11 protein-coding genes are annotated in these 14,239 nt (G+C 37.6%); 5 read left to right on the top strand and 6 right to left on the bottom strand.

Features of this window, described 5'->3' with window-relative positions:
• Positions 1 to 236 precede the first annotated feature (236 nt).
• The gene (locus R7H07_RS20950) at positions 237 to 530 is read right to left on the bottom strand and encodes a hypothetical protein (protein ID WP_025633953.1); all 294 of its coding nucleotides are present in this window, start codon (positions 528 to 530) and stop codon (positions 237 to 239) included.
• Positions 531 to 784: 254 nt separating this feature from the next.
• Between R7H07_RS20950 and R7H07_RS20945 the strand changes: the two genes are divergently transcribed.
• The 3 genes from R7H07_RS20945 (at position 785) to R7H07_RS20935 (ending at position 4,710) form a co-directional block, all read left to right on the top strand.
• A complete protein-coding gene (locus R7H07_RS20945; RefSeq protein WP_025633952.1) occupies positions 785 to 2,029 on the top strand; it encodes a ParA family protein in 1,245 nt (414 codons plus the stop codon).
• 10 nt (positions 2,030 to 2,039) lie between these two features.
• A complete protein-coding gene (locus tag R7H07_RS20940) occupies positions 2,040 to 3,086 on the top strand; it encodes a ParB N-terminal domain-containing protein (RefSeq protein ID WP_025633951.1) in 1,047 nt (348 codons plus the stop codon).
• Between the two features lie 352 nt (positions 3,087 to 3,438).
• Positions 3,439 to 4,710, top strand: coding sequence for a phospholipase D family protein (locus tag R7H07_RS20935; RefSeq protein ID WP_077284325.1), 1,272 nt, complete (start codon positions 3,439 to 3,441; stop codon positions 4,708 to 4,710).
• Positions 4,711 to 4,772: 62 nt separating this feature from the next.
• Here the strand turns inward: R7H07_RS20935 and R7H07_RS20930 are convergent, their stop codons facing one another.
• The 3 genes from R7H07_RS20930 to R7H07_RS20920 all read right to left on the bottom strand — a co-directional run bounded on the left by R7H07_RS20930 (position 4,773) and on the right by R7H07_RS20920 (position 7,578).
• Positions 4,773 to 5,666 carry a DUF4435 domain-containing protein gene (locus R7H07_RS20930; protein ID WP_077284327.1) on the bottom strand — a complete coding sequence of 298 codons (894 nt, stop codon included), beginning with the start codon at positions 5,664 to 5,666 and terminating at the stop codon, positions 4,773 to 4,775.
• Between the two features lie 2 nt (positions 5,667 to 5,668).
• On the bottom strand, positions 5,669 to 6,787 hold the full coding sequence (locus R7H07_RS20925) for an AAA family ATPase (RefSeq protein WP_042776222.1): 1,119 nt from the start codon (positions 6,785 to 6,787) through the stop codon (positions 5,669 to 5,671).
• Between the two features lie 155 nt (positions 6,788 to 6,942).
• Positions 6,943 to 7,578, bottom strand: a complete 636-nt coding sequence (locus R7H07_RS20920) for a hypothetical protein (protein ID WP_077284329.1) — start codon at positions 7,576 to 7,578, stop codon at positions 6,943 to 6,945.
• 210 nt (positions 7,579 to 7,788) lie between these two features.
• Here R7H07_RS20920 and R7H07_RS20915 point away from each other — a divergent pair, with 210 nt between their 5' ends.
• Positions 7,789 to 8,484, top strand: coding sequence for a hypothetical protein (locus R7H07_RS20915; RefSeq protein ID WP_025633943.1), 696 nt, complete (start codon positions 7,789 to 7,791; stop codon positions 8,482 to 8,484).
• A 244-nt stretch (positions 8,485 to 8,728) separates the two neighbouring features.
• Here the strand turns inward: R7H07_RS20915 and R7H07_RS20910 are convergent, their stop codons facing one another.
• Together R7H07_RS20910 and R7H07_RS20905 are read right to left on the bottom strand one after the other, a co-directional pair.
• Complete coding sequence (locus R7H07_RS20910; RefSeq protein WP_025633942.1) at positions 8,729 to 9,199, bottom strand: hypothetical protein; 471 nt, start codon at positions 9,197 to 9,199, stop codon at positions 8,729 to 8,731.
• Positions 9,200 to 9,206: 7 nt separating this feature from the next.
• The gene (locus R7H07_RS20905) at positions 9,207 to 12,914 is read right to left on the bottom strand and encodes a hypothetical protein (RefSeq protein WP_139351517.1); all 3,708 of its coding nucleotides are present in this window, start codon (positions 12,912 to 12,914) and stop codon (positions 9,207 to 9,209) included.
• Between the two features lie 147 nt (positions 12,915 to 13,061).
• Here R7H07_RS20905 and R7H07_RS20900 point away from each other — a divergent pair, with 147 nt between their 5' ends.
• Positions 13,062 to 14,210: a DGQHR domain-containing protein gene (locus R7H07_RS20900; RefSeq protein WP_206959950.1), complete on the top strand. Its 1,149-nt coding sequence runs from the start codon at positions 13,062 to 13,064 to the stop codon at positions 14,208 to 14,210.
• The last annotated feature ends 29 nt before the right edge of the window (positions 14,211 to 14,239 follow it).

The raw sequence follows: 14,239 nt of genomic DNA, 5'->3' as shown, positions 1-14,239 counted from the left end.
GTTAAGCATATCTATATGAGCTTGTTTCTTACTATGCCCTAGCTCAACTTCCTCTGCAATTTGGTAGACTCTTACCTTGCTAAACCCCCACCGATTGGCTAGGTGTGCTGTAGTCCAACCTTTTCGTTTATAGCACTCAATGTATTCGTCTTTAGTCACGGTAACAAGAAACCTATCTTTGTAAAGTATGCTTAACTATATACGTTAAGCATACTTTACTCAACAACTCAAGATTTTTAGTCTTCGCGTTTCACTAATAACATACTAGAATCTGAGTATTCGTTTAGTTTGCACATAGGCCAGCTCTTAATAATTTCGTAATTTTTTCTGTTGATTTCTAAAGGTACTTCTATCATCACATCAATGAAATGTTTACTGTTATATGGAGTAGACTGCCGATGTAATACAATTTCTAACTTATCTTCGCGTGGGATTGCAGTACTTTTTACATAAACACTCGGAGACACAACAGCCTCTACCGCGGTCCGTTCTCTCAAAAATACTAGCAATTGCTCTTTAATGTCGCTCATTATTTTTTCTCTATTTATTAATAACTTAGGGTATACATTGTGTTTCTGTACACTCAGATATCTGACCATATACAGCGACAAAATCAACCTATAGATTCTGTTCGCACTGTATTTGACTTTTTTCATTAGGATTCTGTGATGAAAGCCTCAAATAAAAATGATAGCCTCAACATATCATTGATACCCATTAATTATCATTGACAGTCATCACCTGTTAATTGACAATGTGACTGTCAATTTTATGGAGAGTCACAATGTCATCAGTCACTGAATCCGTTTTGCAGAATTTGGAAAAAGCAAACGAGAGCGTAAGTCGTACCGAGTCAGAACGTCGAGCAAACATCCTTCAGCAATCGAAGGTTGTACTCGATGAACAGTTTGAAGTCAGCAAGGTCATTCTTAATCACTCAGTTCCACAAACCAAAATGAGCAAAATGTGTGGCTGGGACTCTGTCAACACGTTTAAGAAAAAGGAAGAAGATTGGGTGGAGCAAGGCTATCAACCACCTGAAATGATCCGTGGTAAGTATGCGTATTCGCCAGACTATATTCATGAAATTCTCGATTTAGCTGGTAAGCCAAAATGGTCTGATTTTAATCGTGGTACTCATATTATCAATGTACAGAACCAGAAAGGTGGTACAGGTAAGTCCATGACGACTATTAACCTGGCTCAGGCATTAGGTTTACAGCACCTTGAACGTATCCGCATTCTAATCATTGATTTAGATCCACAGGGTTCACTTAAATTGTTCGCTCAATCTAAGGAATACAAACAAAATGATCTGGACCAACTCACTGCCGTTGACATTATGACAGCGGATCTTGAGGGTAAAGATTCTCTATATCAAAATTTCGTGAATTATGGTTTAAGTCATGAGGATATTATTGATGAAGCAATCCTTAATACCTTCTTACCTAATGTTCGAATCATGCCAGCGTTTCCTGAGGATGAGCGATTTTCGTCTTTACATTGGCTCGGAGAAGAAAACCTAATTCCAAGATTAAAAGAACGAGTTATCGACCCTATTCGTAACCAATACGACTTAATCTTTATTGATACAGGACCTCAAATCAACCCGCTTACTTGGAGTGCACTGTACGCTTGTAATGGTTTGTTGGTACCAGTATCTCCAAAGGCTCTCGACTGGAGCTCCACAACTCAATTCTTGGATAATTTACCTAACCAGGTTCGAGCTTTGCCAGAAGGTTCAGAAGGTATTCGTTGGATTAAAATTGCCCGTACCAACGTCGAAGAAGAGAAAGACCGAGATACTGAGCTATCAAATCGTATCAAAGATGAGTACCGTTCCATGGTATTCAATAACTACATCATTCGCTCAAATGCTTTTGATACCGCAGCCAAAAATTATCGAACAGTACTAGATGTCGCTTCTAGCGAAGGTATTTGTATCCCTCGACAGCTACGTGACTCTAAGGACTCAGTAATTGATTTAGCAAATGAGCTTAAAGATCACTTAAAAGATATCGATTTATAAAGAGGGCACCATGTCAAGTCATAGAAGAAATGTCCAAGCTTATACACCAGGTGGTAATCGTACCTCGAAGTTATCATCAGATAGTGTTGCAATCACAACGAAAGAGGAGCAACTCCTTAACGAGGCAGCTCAAGCAGGAGTATCCGAACTAGAAATTGCGGTTGATGGCCAAGAAGTCTTGTTTCAACTGGTCGAAATTCCTTTTGATAAAATTGAAGCCGAAACATTCGTATCAGAGGATAATGTTCGAGATCAATCAATTATGTCTCGGCTGTCAGTTATAGATATTACCAACAAGATCTCTGATAAGGGTCAACTCTATCCCGGTCTTGCTATAAAACACACTGATTCACAAGGGGGTGTCACTTATGAAGTTATTGATGGCTCTCAACGCAGAAGCGGTTGTTTCTACAGTAAGCGCGGTTTTAAGATCTATGCTACAAGTCAAAATATTACACGCGAAAGTAAGCAGTCTTTATCTGAAGTAAGTAATACACATAGACCCATGTCTCTCTATGAGTTAGGTAAGCAATGGCTGAACCTCAAGAAAGAACAAGGTTTGAACAATATTCAGATTGCCACCGAGAAAGGCTATGACAAAAACTTAGTCTCAGCTGGTATAAAAGCGGCAGAGCTACCAAAATGGCTAATAGATGTCATTCCTAGTGTTCCTGATCTAGGAAGACCTTCAATAATTGAATTAGACAAGAAAATAACTAGCCTTTCTGATAAAGAAAAATCAGGCTTTGAAAATTTTTGCTCATCTTTATTAGAAGAGACAGAAAACCTAAGGCTTACAGCATTAAGCGCTAAACACGCCAACGCTCAAATCGTAAAAAAGATTCTGTCATACAGCTATGCCGAGCATGATGAGGATCAAGGGCAAGATGCATTGACAAAGCCAAAGAAACTTAAGAAGAAACTTGATAACGGCTCTGAAGTTCACGTAAAACATGACTCCTTGAAAGGTGAGTTCAGTTTCACAGTTAAAAATATAAGCGATGAGCAAAAGCAGCAGCTTGATCAGCTTTTAGGAGATTGGGGATTATCCATATAGTGTGGCGTTTATCTATCATGCTGAAAAATTGGGCATTTAACTGTTTATAGTGTCATTTTCTTTGAACTAAGCTGTAAACCTGTATATAATTCGCTTCGGAGTTAAATTGCCCCCAAGCGTTTATCTCTGTCCCCCTCTTACGCTTTTGCGTAGGAGGGGGTTCTTTTTTTCAAACCAGAAAATATACAACTCCCCCTCCCCTTATATCTTTACTTGATCAACTCCAAACTTGCGAAAATAAGCTTGTAGCCACAGAATTCTTTAGGCCAGTGTATCCTTTTACTGATATAAGTTACTCTTTTATCAACCTCAATGGCTTGTACTATTTTAAGAGAGTGATGAGAGCAAACCAATGGACTTGTATACTAATCGAACTTCAAAAAATGATTTCATTAAACATGGCATCACAGATCATATAGAAGATGGAATGGACTTATTCATTGCTTCAGCTTTTTTCACAGAGTTTGATGTTATAGATGAGGTCCTTGGAAAAGGATGTAATTTAAAAATCATTGTGCGACTTGGTTTTCCAACCTCACCATCTGCACTAGATAGATTACTAAACAATAATAAGGTTGAAGCTAGGTTCTTCACGACCAACTCATTCCATCCTAAGCTTTACATTTTTGGTGATAAGTCCATCTTGTTGGGTTCAGCGAATCTAACTCGATCCGCCATATATTCTAATCAAGAAGTTATGATTGGCATCCACCCGGAAGATCATAGATTTATAGAACTGCAAGAGTTATTCAGTGAATACTGGCGTGACGCAAAAGTGCTCAATAGAGATGCAGTCAAATGCTATCGGAGTATCTATAACAAGTACTATCATGCAAATAAACTATTAAATGACATGGAACACGATGTCATCGACACCATGGGGGATGTGAACTTCTCGAACATCAATCGCGGTAAAAAGAAAGCATCACAGAAGTCTATTTTCCAAGATACATACCAGCGTTCATATCAAGAATCAGTTAGTGCTTTTAATCGAATAGTAGAAATCTACAAAACCTTCGATAGAAAAGTTAACGGTGACTTAATACCATTAAGATTAGAAATTGACTCATTCTTCAGCTTTGTTCGCGACTTCTATGCCACTCAAGACACTTGGAAGCACCAACCTCTTGGATGGGATGAACAACAACGGTCTAAAACGGCAAAACTTATTAATGAATGGATGAATACAAAATGGGAACATTTTGAGGATCGCATTGTTCCGCATAATTATCCCCTTATAAAAAAAGTCCTCGGTTCAAAGGAAGCAATCATATCAGCTTCAATGATTGATATAGTTGAGGCACTTTGCATTCTGCACTCTTTCCATGACCGGTTTCGCTTCTACAAAGGTGGCCTCAATACATTAAAGGAGAGCTTTATGGGAAGTAATGAAGAACAGAGGGTAAAAAAGACTCTGATATACCTACTATACGGCACTGGAGACCCTGTAACACGTATGGCAAACTGCATATACGATAGTGAGTATAAGTTGAACCAATTCGGAAAATCTAATGTTCAGGAGCTAATTGGATGGATTAACAAAGAAGATTTGCCAGTCATCAACGGTAGGACAACTAAAGTACTAAGATACTTCGGCAACAAAGTTGTTCAAGTAAGTGAGTAACGAAAGTTATAGTTATTGACGCCTCACTTCTGTTGAAATGAGGCAATATGATATCCTAAAAACTACGCTACTTCTTCTACCTCTGCATCGGTCTCAATAAGTCTAATCATTTGCTCATATAAATTAGTCCGCTCAAAGTTCTCCTTTGTATATTTGCTTCGAAGATACTTCTCTACCCCTTTGACAGTTACATTTCTATCTGATGATAATGGTTGCTTAAACACTTGAGCCAGCAACTGGCAAAAGTCATGCCCATTCGCGGTCTGATATATACAATAACCAGCTTGATTTAACTCTACGTATTTATTGTATATGTCGATACAATGAGTTTGTTCTACTCTCGGACTTCTTCTGATTGCAGCTTCGATTAAGATTTGAATGTTTATTGACACATTAAAATCGTTAACCGTCACAGCTTCGCTAGTAAAGTAGTTCATACCTTTGAATCTCACATTCAAATTCAGCAACCTACAAGCGAGTTTTACAAGACCGATTTCATTACAGACGCTCATCAGATTACTCATTAATCTCTGACCAACTTCATCGATCTGCATCGGACCCAGAATATGATTTTGTGTATGTTCAGTTATAAAATCTGTGATAAATTCATCATGAAGCATCATAATTTCTGTATCATGCACGTCCGTCATAAATGTATCGTTGTAAGTCTTTTCTAGTACGTGGTCGAAGTCTGCATCGACTATACCGTAAACTTGATTAGAAATACGAGTCCTCAGCCTATCAACAGCTTCTATGACATCCGCCTTTCCACTTGCTGGAGTGCAGTAAAAGAACTCTGTATTTCTCAACACCATGTTAAACAGAGTAATATCGGAGTCGCCTTCAACAACAAATATAATCCTATTGCCTACGTGGTCAGTTTGGACCTGTAAAAGCAGAGCGCTAAATTTAGTTTCATCGCTACGTTCTCTGGTAGCATCTCTTAAACTCGACATAACTAGTTACTCTTTGCAATCACATGCTTGTCAAAGAGGTCAATTGAACTTTCCCACTCATCACCAATCACATCCGGTGAATGCGTTGTTACTATAAGCTGTGAGTAGTGATTAAACTTTGATATTTGAGAGAACTCATTAAGGAGGTCTTTCTGCCATGAAATGTGTAGAGATACCTCAGGTTCGTCTATCAAAATGATTGCACCATTTTCTGCTTTGAAAATTAGATCAAAGAAAATAGATACTTGGTTCTTCTCGCCTGAAGACAACTTTTCTAAAGGTATATTAGCACCAACATGATTGAAGAATGCGAAGCCGTATTCCGGGTTAACTGCTATAGTTTTAAATGAAAACTTTTTCTTCTCAATTAGCTTCGAGAACTCGCTCAAACGTCCTACAAAGTCTTCATGCAAAGATTCTTCATAGAATATTTCATCCAATTTATCACTCAAGTTAATGGTGTAGTCTGATACAAGGTTTAAGTCATTCAATTCGAGATACTTACTCGACTTTGGTAGCAATCCGAAACGAGTGTAAGGTGCTAACAGGTCTTGTAGGCCAACTATCCTCTCTTTCTGCATGTACGGTAATGCGTTATTTTGAACTTCGTGTGATTCTATTGAAATGCATGAAAATAAGTCATAAACCAACTGGTCAAGCTTGTGCAATTTACTTAGCGCAAACTTCATTTTATCTTCTAGAAACGCTCTTTGCTTTGTAATGATGCTATATGCTTCAGTTTCGTCATTCAGATGTACAGAATGGATAAGAATAGAAAAAGCTTTTCTGTAATCAAATACCTTTTCTTCAGACAAGTTTTGGGTTGAAGGAATGATGATCTTTTTTGTGTCATTAAGAAATGACTCGATCTGCATACCAGATTCTGAGTTGAAGTAACGGACAAGACCAAGATTGGTTTTCAGTTCGAATGTATCAAAACTTATTTTAGATAATTCTTTGTAGTTATTTGAGATAGCATTATGAATCAATTTGAGAAGCATAGTCTTACCATAGCCATTGGGGCCTGTAATAACCACATGATCGGACTCTGGAAGTTCAATGTCATAGTTTAAAAAACCAAACAGATTCTTAACTGTAATTTTTTCTATTCTTAGGAACATTTTGTAGTATTTTTATTGAAAATTATGTCGCATTGTACCATTAGAGGTAATGTCGTAAAGTGCATATTGATTCTGGGTATTTCTGTTTCTGTGGGTTATTCAGTGATTTATGGGTAATGACCAAAGACCAACGTAGCTTGAATAGTAAAGATTTATTAGTCTGAACTCGTTACTTTATCTAGACGATTTATATCCACATTCTTAACCAAAGCATCTGCATCAAATATCAATTGATTTTTTTCATTAACTTTTGGTCTGAATAAAACTAGTACTTTACCAAACTCCCCTTCTGCCTCAGCTGTTAAGGTCGTATTTCCTGAACTATCAACCAAGTAGTTTGTTGAGTCTGAATCCAACCTTCCAATTCGGCCATTCACGTGAATAATTCCAACGTCATAGTCTCTTGATGACAAACTCTCGGAAAAATACTTTTTTAACTCTTCAGGGTTATCCAATATAGATTCAGGGTCATCAACGTACGCACTTGCAACCTTAAGTTCTATATTCTGTTTATTATGAATTGATGTATAATCCGGCCCATTTGGAGTATTTGAAATGCCAGGGCTAACATATAAGCCCACAATTGCCCAAATTGCTGAACATGATGTAACTATTGCTCCTCCACCTTTTGATGAAACCTTGAGATTGTTCCATTCGATTAGTTGCTCCTCTTCCTTTAACGAGGCGCCTCTTTTGAAAATTTTATAACCAAAGTACGCAACGAAAGAACCAATAGAGAAACACAGAAGCATCCCTATACCGTTAAAGACAATAATACCCAATCCTTCCATGGATCTCCCTTATCTTAATTTTACTATTATTTTGTTAATTCATCTAAACAAGCTTAGATCATTCTTGTATCAACAGAGCTCAAACTTAGATTCTTTTTTCTTAGGCTCACCTTACATTCTGTTTACTTATGAACTATTAGTTATTCCGAAAGTATTTATCTGTATTCATTAATTCGTATCGGCAAGTGAGCTTTTTCTAAGGAGTATTTTGTGGCTACCATTCATTCAAACGCATTTGAATTTAATCTCGATGGCTTAACTAATATCAATTTCATAGAACAATCCCACTGTATCACCCATGGTCAACCTTATGATGGAGTCCGTTGCTACAACGCTTGTCACAAGGAGCCAGCAAAATTGGTTGTACTTGCTGGCAGGAAGGGGTCACATGAAGTTTCTAACTGGCTAGTGTCAAATGTAAATTGGCCCAAAGAAAACGGCCTAGGAGGTGCAATAGCAGATACCTATATGGATGACATTCCACGTAAACTCAATTTTGCCATTCGTGGTTGTATCATACTCACCATCTTCGGTATTGAGTACACAATCGAAGACATTGTCCTCGCACAAGGTAAGTCTGGTGCTTACAACAACTGGTGGCTTGGTTCGAGCTCAATGATAAAGATAAAGGCAGAAAACATGACAGATTCATATGCTCAGGAGCTGTCCGAAATGGCCAACAAGTTGATTATGGCAGGACTATCTAAGAGTTTCGCTAGAGCAATCAATGCTATCGGCATTGGAATATACAAATTAACAAAACCACATAAAGTGGGTCGTTGTCTAATTGGGTGCACGAATGACCAATTCGATAAAAGTAAGTCCGTGGTTTTCATAAGTATGAAAAACAGTTCGGCTGATGCAACTATGATGGGTACTTACGCGCTTGATTCTGAAAAATTGTAGTATTTAAAACACTTTAGATTAAGAATATACATTGTATATTCTAATACTTTTTTTTTGAACAACCATGTTGATTAATAGTTAATCAAGAGTTCTGGAACACTATGCCAGATGGATATCTGAGTAATATACACTGTATACTATTTTAACAAATAGCTCCCTTTAAAATATACAGTGTATATTTACAATGTGACATCAATACTGGTCCCATTAGAATATACACTGTATATCACCCCAAAAATTCACATCACTTAAGCGTATTGATTAACTTAATTAAACTATCTGGGTCAGAGGTGTAGAGCGATACCAGCTCCTTTTTACTTAGGTTAGTTAGTATCTTGGCTATCAAATCCTGGTTAGTATTGGTTACTAGGTTCTGAACCTTAAACTCTGAATACCCCATAACCATCGCAACATACAAGTGCCTGTTTTCCTTAAACCACTTCCAATAGGCAGACTTAGAGAAGCCTTCATCTACAAGTCGATCTGGAGCACTAGGCAATCCTAGTTCGGCGTTAACCTCTTTTATGGTTTCCAATTCCACCAGCCTGTTGACAAATAGCTTTAGTTCATCGTAATCATTACAGTAGTTGAATGCATTATCCAACATGAAAGCCTGTTTCGGCTTTGATTTCTGCCACAGTTTTATTGTGCTTTCACTCTGTTTAAACGCTTCAGCTAAGAGAGATAAATCGTTTTTATAGTCATAAGTAAACATAATTGTTTTATAGATTTAATAGTGATTCGAGTAAGGGTTTTGGCGTTACATTTCTTGTAGAACGTTTAGTTACTTTTGTCGTATGCATATTACTATCGACTCGATCAGGAGAAATTGTAACATTCGTATTTACTGGCATTGTACATAAATCCGTTGATAGAGATAGACGCTGTTCGAGTGAAAACTTTGATATTGTTTCACGAAGAGAAAATCTCTTTATATCTTCAATTTGAGCTTTAAACCACTCGAGGGTGATAAGAGCCTCAGATAGGTTTGACTCATATTCTCCCAACCGAGTTAAGTAGTTTTCTACGCTTGGGTTAAATGAAGCTAGAAAATCTTGTTTGTCTAAGTTAATCACATTTGAGGCTGGTGTTTCGATATTACTTAGTCGCGTGTATAGAGCTGCATTCAGATTTCTCAATTCAGTTTTTAGACAAAGATATTCCTCTGAACTTTTATACTTAAAAACATCGTCAAATTTCAAGTTAGATAGGTCTTTAGATACCTTAGCGATTTTTGAAACTGTTTCACTATCAATACTATTAATGGCATTTGAATACACTCCTTTAAGTGCCCAGTTCATCGCAATAGATTGCTCTAGTACTGAAACAACTGAGTTTAGCTGTTCGATTGTAAAGTGTGTAATTTCCTTCTTAATAGATGGCTTAGCATTCAGTTCTGTTAGTTGGTTAGTAGAGAGAGAACTTTTGTAGAACTCTTCAATCGATTTGAACGAGTCTGAGCTTAATAAAGACCAGCACTTTAATGTTCGATGAATCTGAGGCTGATTATCGGTCAAGAATAGTGTGGGATTGTTTAGCTTGACAGTTGATTCACCAAATCGAGCCAGGTATTTCTTCAATCTATCACAGTGATTCCTTAATCTACTCTCACAGCCTTCCAACGGCCTAGACAGTTGCAGCTTTATTTTGTGTCTTATTGCGTTTCTACGCTCCCGAACATGAAGTAATAGCTTAGCTTTATCGATCCTATGCTTTTGCATAGAAACCATAAAAGGCAATTGTTTTAGTTCTGATGCATTCATGTCTTGGTAGTCGAAACAACCAAGTTCTGACAGTAACTCTGTTCTCTTGGCTATGTCGAGGAATGTCGGGTAGTACTTTAACGATATCCTAACGGCCCCTGTCTCTACCATAGAACGTGCCACAGCTCCTAATTGCGTGGACCGTACTGATTGTTTTCTATTAGAGAGAGACAATCTACGTCTTCTTATGTTCTGAATGAGTGCAAGATCATGTTCAGCTTTAATTCTTTCGTAAGGTTGGGTTAAGTGCCACTGACTGAGAGTTCTTTCATTAACTACAATATTTAACTTGTCGCCTAGAGCGGCATTAGGGTCAATATAATGTGCTGGTGTAAAAACATCTTTAACTTCTTCGCCCAAGAGATCGATGTCAGGGTGAAGCACTCTATGATTATCTGCATGCGCATAGTGAAGTCTTGGATTTGTTTCAAGATTATAGAAAGAGAGTCTTGTTGTTCCCTTAGTAAGTTTACCTGATCTAATTTTTGCTACACGTTTTGTGAAATCTAATGAAGGTTTAACTTTTCGAGCCTTTTCCTGGTATTGGATATCAGTAACATGCGATAGATAGGGTATAGAAAGCTTGGTGTTTATCTTTCCACCGCCAAACATAGAACTAAAGGATGCATAAATCACTTTCGTAGCTTCTTGGATAGAACTAAATTCAATGCTACTAATTTGCTCATCAATTTCGTTATACCAATTTAGTGCTTTTTTGTTTGCATAACCCTTAAGTAGACTAGTTTTAAAGTACTCTGAAAATGCACTAGAAGCTTTACGTCCATTACACTCCAACTTGATTACCTTATCAGAGTTACTTGAAATCAAATCAAAGAGTTCAACTCTCTCAGCATTGACCATCACTGAAATCCTTCCTAAGAGATCACAATGTTTAGATCGAGAAGTGTCCTGGCTGATTGGTTCCAGCTTTAAATTATGAGCAATACTCACTTTTACAGGTAACTGTGTTTTAGGGAGGATCTTCGTGGTGCAGTTAAAATCGCTTTCATTCAAATCGCTCGCATCTATTGGACGCTCCCAGTAGCTAAGAAAGGACTTATGATTATCAATAAACCGCACTGGGTCATTGTCAACATTAAGAGTTTTCATTAATACGGCTTCAGGTAATTTCGATGAGTTAATGCTGATTTTTCCATGAATAGATTCGTACTCTGCATTACTTTTAGGATAAGGAATCCAGCCATTACCTCTCAAAAGTTCATTCCAGATAACCAAAGGTCTATAGGGAAGGGCATTTACTCCATCTAGACTCCATCTAAACGAAAGATAAGCAGCATGCTTTTCAGAAAAAATGTTTATTAAGGGTTTCTGGGCCTCTTGAATGTACATATCAAGAAATGCTCTTCTGGCTTTAGCGTTCAAGCTTCTATCATTTTTGATGTCTATAACGCCTTCATGTTGGTCGACGTACCCACTTTTATATAGTCGTTTGAACTCTTCAGCTTTTTTAGATGACTCAATTGAAATTTGAGCAAAATACCTAACCAACTTTTCTAAATACTTTACTTTTAGAACGTTCGGCTGAAATGCTACTCGTTGATATGCTGCAAAATCGATAGCTTTGGCATGCATCATTCTCGCATCCATATTGCAACTCAGCTGAAACATGAAATCTCTAATGCGCAGAACCTCTTCCTGTAAAAACACTTTCCATCGAGTATGTTTAGCTAGTGAGTTTTGGGTTTTATCGTGTTGAACCATTGTGCATAGTGTGCATCCAAATCGACTAGATCCATTGCAACCATTTGAATTCTTTTGTCCTACTGCAATCTCACAGACATCAGAAGAAGCATTCCCATAAATGGCCAAAAGCAGGGCGAAATCAGAAAGGAAGCCGGGAAGGGGAGGGAGCCCAGCTAAACTACGAGTAAGAGGCTTAGCTCCAGAAAGTTCTAAGGAAGTGAAAACCTCTTGGGTAGACCAGTCACGTATTGGAGCGTATAGAAACAGTGGGTAGCCTGTATTTAAGTCAGACTCTTTCATCTCTTTCAATAAATCACTTATAGACTTATCACTGGTTCCCTGAATAACCATATTACCTTTTCGCTTTGTACTCTCGTTGTTTCTTTGCCCTGTAGCGCAAATCACATCAAAACGGGTGTATTGCTGTAGTTCTTCGTCTGATTTAAAGCGGTCCAATAGGTTTTTTAAATATCTTTCGCTAGGAACAATTTTGAGAATAGAGCTGCAGTCACTATTACGTTGTGCATTTGGTATTAGCTTATTACTAGTCAGGTATTTGTTCGCGTACTCTTCATGAAATGACGGAGTGACAATATCGTAGTAAACGTTAATATCGTTATCTTTTGCATAGTCAATAAACTTAGATTTAACCCACCTGGTGTACATAACCATTGGAAGTGATTCCGAAAGAGTGTCAACCGTTGAAACAATTAAGGGGCGAGTTTTTTCGATCCAACCATTTTGAATACAAACTCGATAAGCTTCAGAAGCAGCATTCAAAACTGTGCTGGAGTCTTTACCCATACTGCAAGGAACAAACACTAGCGAATCACTAGATCGCAAAATCGTTATAAACTCTTCTACAACCGCATTGAACTTGAAGCTAACACTCTCGTGCAAAGCCACCAATTCGTTTTCTATTAGGTTTGTTGTTTCAAAAATATTAACCATTGGCTGAACCATTACTAAAGACCGACAACTATATAATACCATATTTAAACACACTTTATAGACTTAAATATACTTAGTGCACTTTTTTGTGCACATATATTGAAGGAGGTGTATTTATATGGTATTTTACTTCTATTCTTTTAGTCATCGGGTCAAGACATGTACACACCAATTTATTCTGAACAAGACCTTCAATTAGTACTCTTCAGAGCTAACGAGGGTATTTGCACGAATGGCATTTCTGTATTTGAGGGGGTAATAACAGGCAAAGAATTTGCTGAGAACTTCACTGAAGAAGAGAGCTCAGATAGTTTAAATGAGTATCAAAAAAGACAGAGAGACCTTGAGAAAGGTCGTGCACAAGGTTTGATTAAGTATTTCGACAATAGGGAGGATACAGTACTCCCTAGCATTACTGTCTTTGTTTCTTCATTAAAACTCCATGAGGAAATATCTATTGGTAACAAAGAAGTCGTCACAGCCACATTAGAAAGTTCATCTGACCGTCTTGTATGTGATGGTCAGAACCGTTTGAATTTGTTTAAGGACAGAGTTACGAATGCTAGTCCTACTCAGTACCATACGCTGGGAGTTAAATTCATTGTTACAAACACGGACACCTTAGAGCCAGTCACTCAAAAGATTAGACAGGTATTTTCTGACTACCACTTACACCTTCGTAAACCAACATCAGCACAAAACTTATTCTTTGACAGCTCGCAAAGCTTTTCCAGATTAATTAGGGACCAGATACTCGATAATGTATTAGTTGATGGTCATTCACTAAAGCGGTTTATAAGTACCACAGGAAAACCCAAGAAATCCCAGTTAATGGACTTGAAGCAGTTAGGCGATTTCATTTGTACCGCATTAGGTACAACTCCTGTAAAAATGAACAAATTGCTTGAAGGTTCAAGCGATACCGAAGCTGAAATAATTCGCTTAACAACTCCATTCCTCACCAAGTTTTTTTCTCTTATACCTATGAGGTTTCTTTCAGACTCAGGGCCAAATGTTATGTACACGAAAAGTATATTTTGGAAAGGGACTGCGATAGTAATTCGATCTATCTTTGAAGAGCATTTGTCTCGAATGCATAAAGCCCCCATTGATTGGTCAGTACTAGATGGGATAGTTCGATTGCCTGTGAAAGATATTACACATGACTTTTGGCTAGAGAATAATGTAGTACAGAAATCTATTTCAAGAAATGGAAGTATTAAATACAGAATGATCCGCAGCTCAGAGAGAAGCAGTGCTCTGATGAATCCCCTAATGATTTTTATCAAAATCATTAAGTTAAGGTAGATACACATCTTGTCATATGATCAAATGGT

The sequence above is a fragment of the Vibrio sp. Vb1127 genome, assembly GCF_033338735.1.
GTDB classification, from domain to species: Bacteria; Pseudomonadota; Gammaproteobacteria; order Enterobacterales; family Vibrionaceae; genus Vibrio; species Vibrio alginolyticus.
The sequence above is the reverse complement of the archived record's forward strand: the minus strand, read 5'-3'. Positions and strand labels throughout refer to the sequence as shown.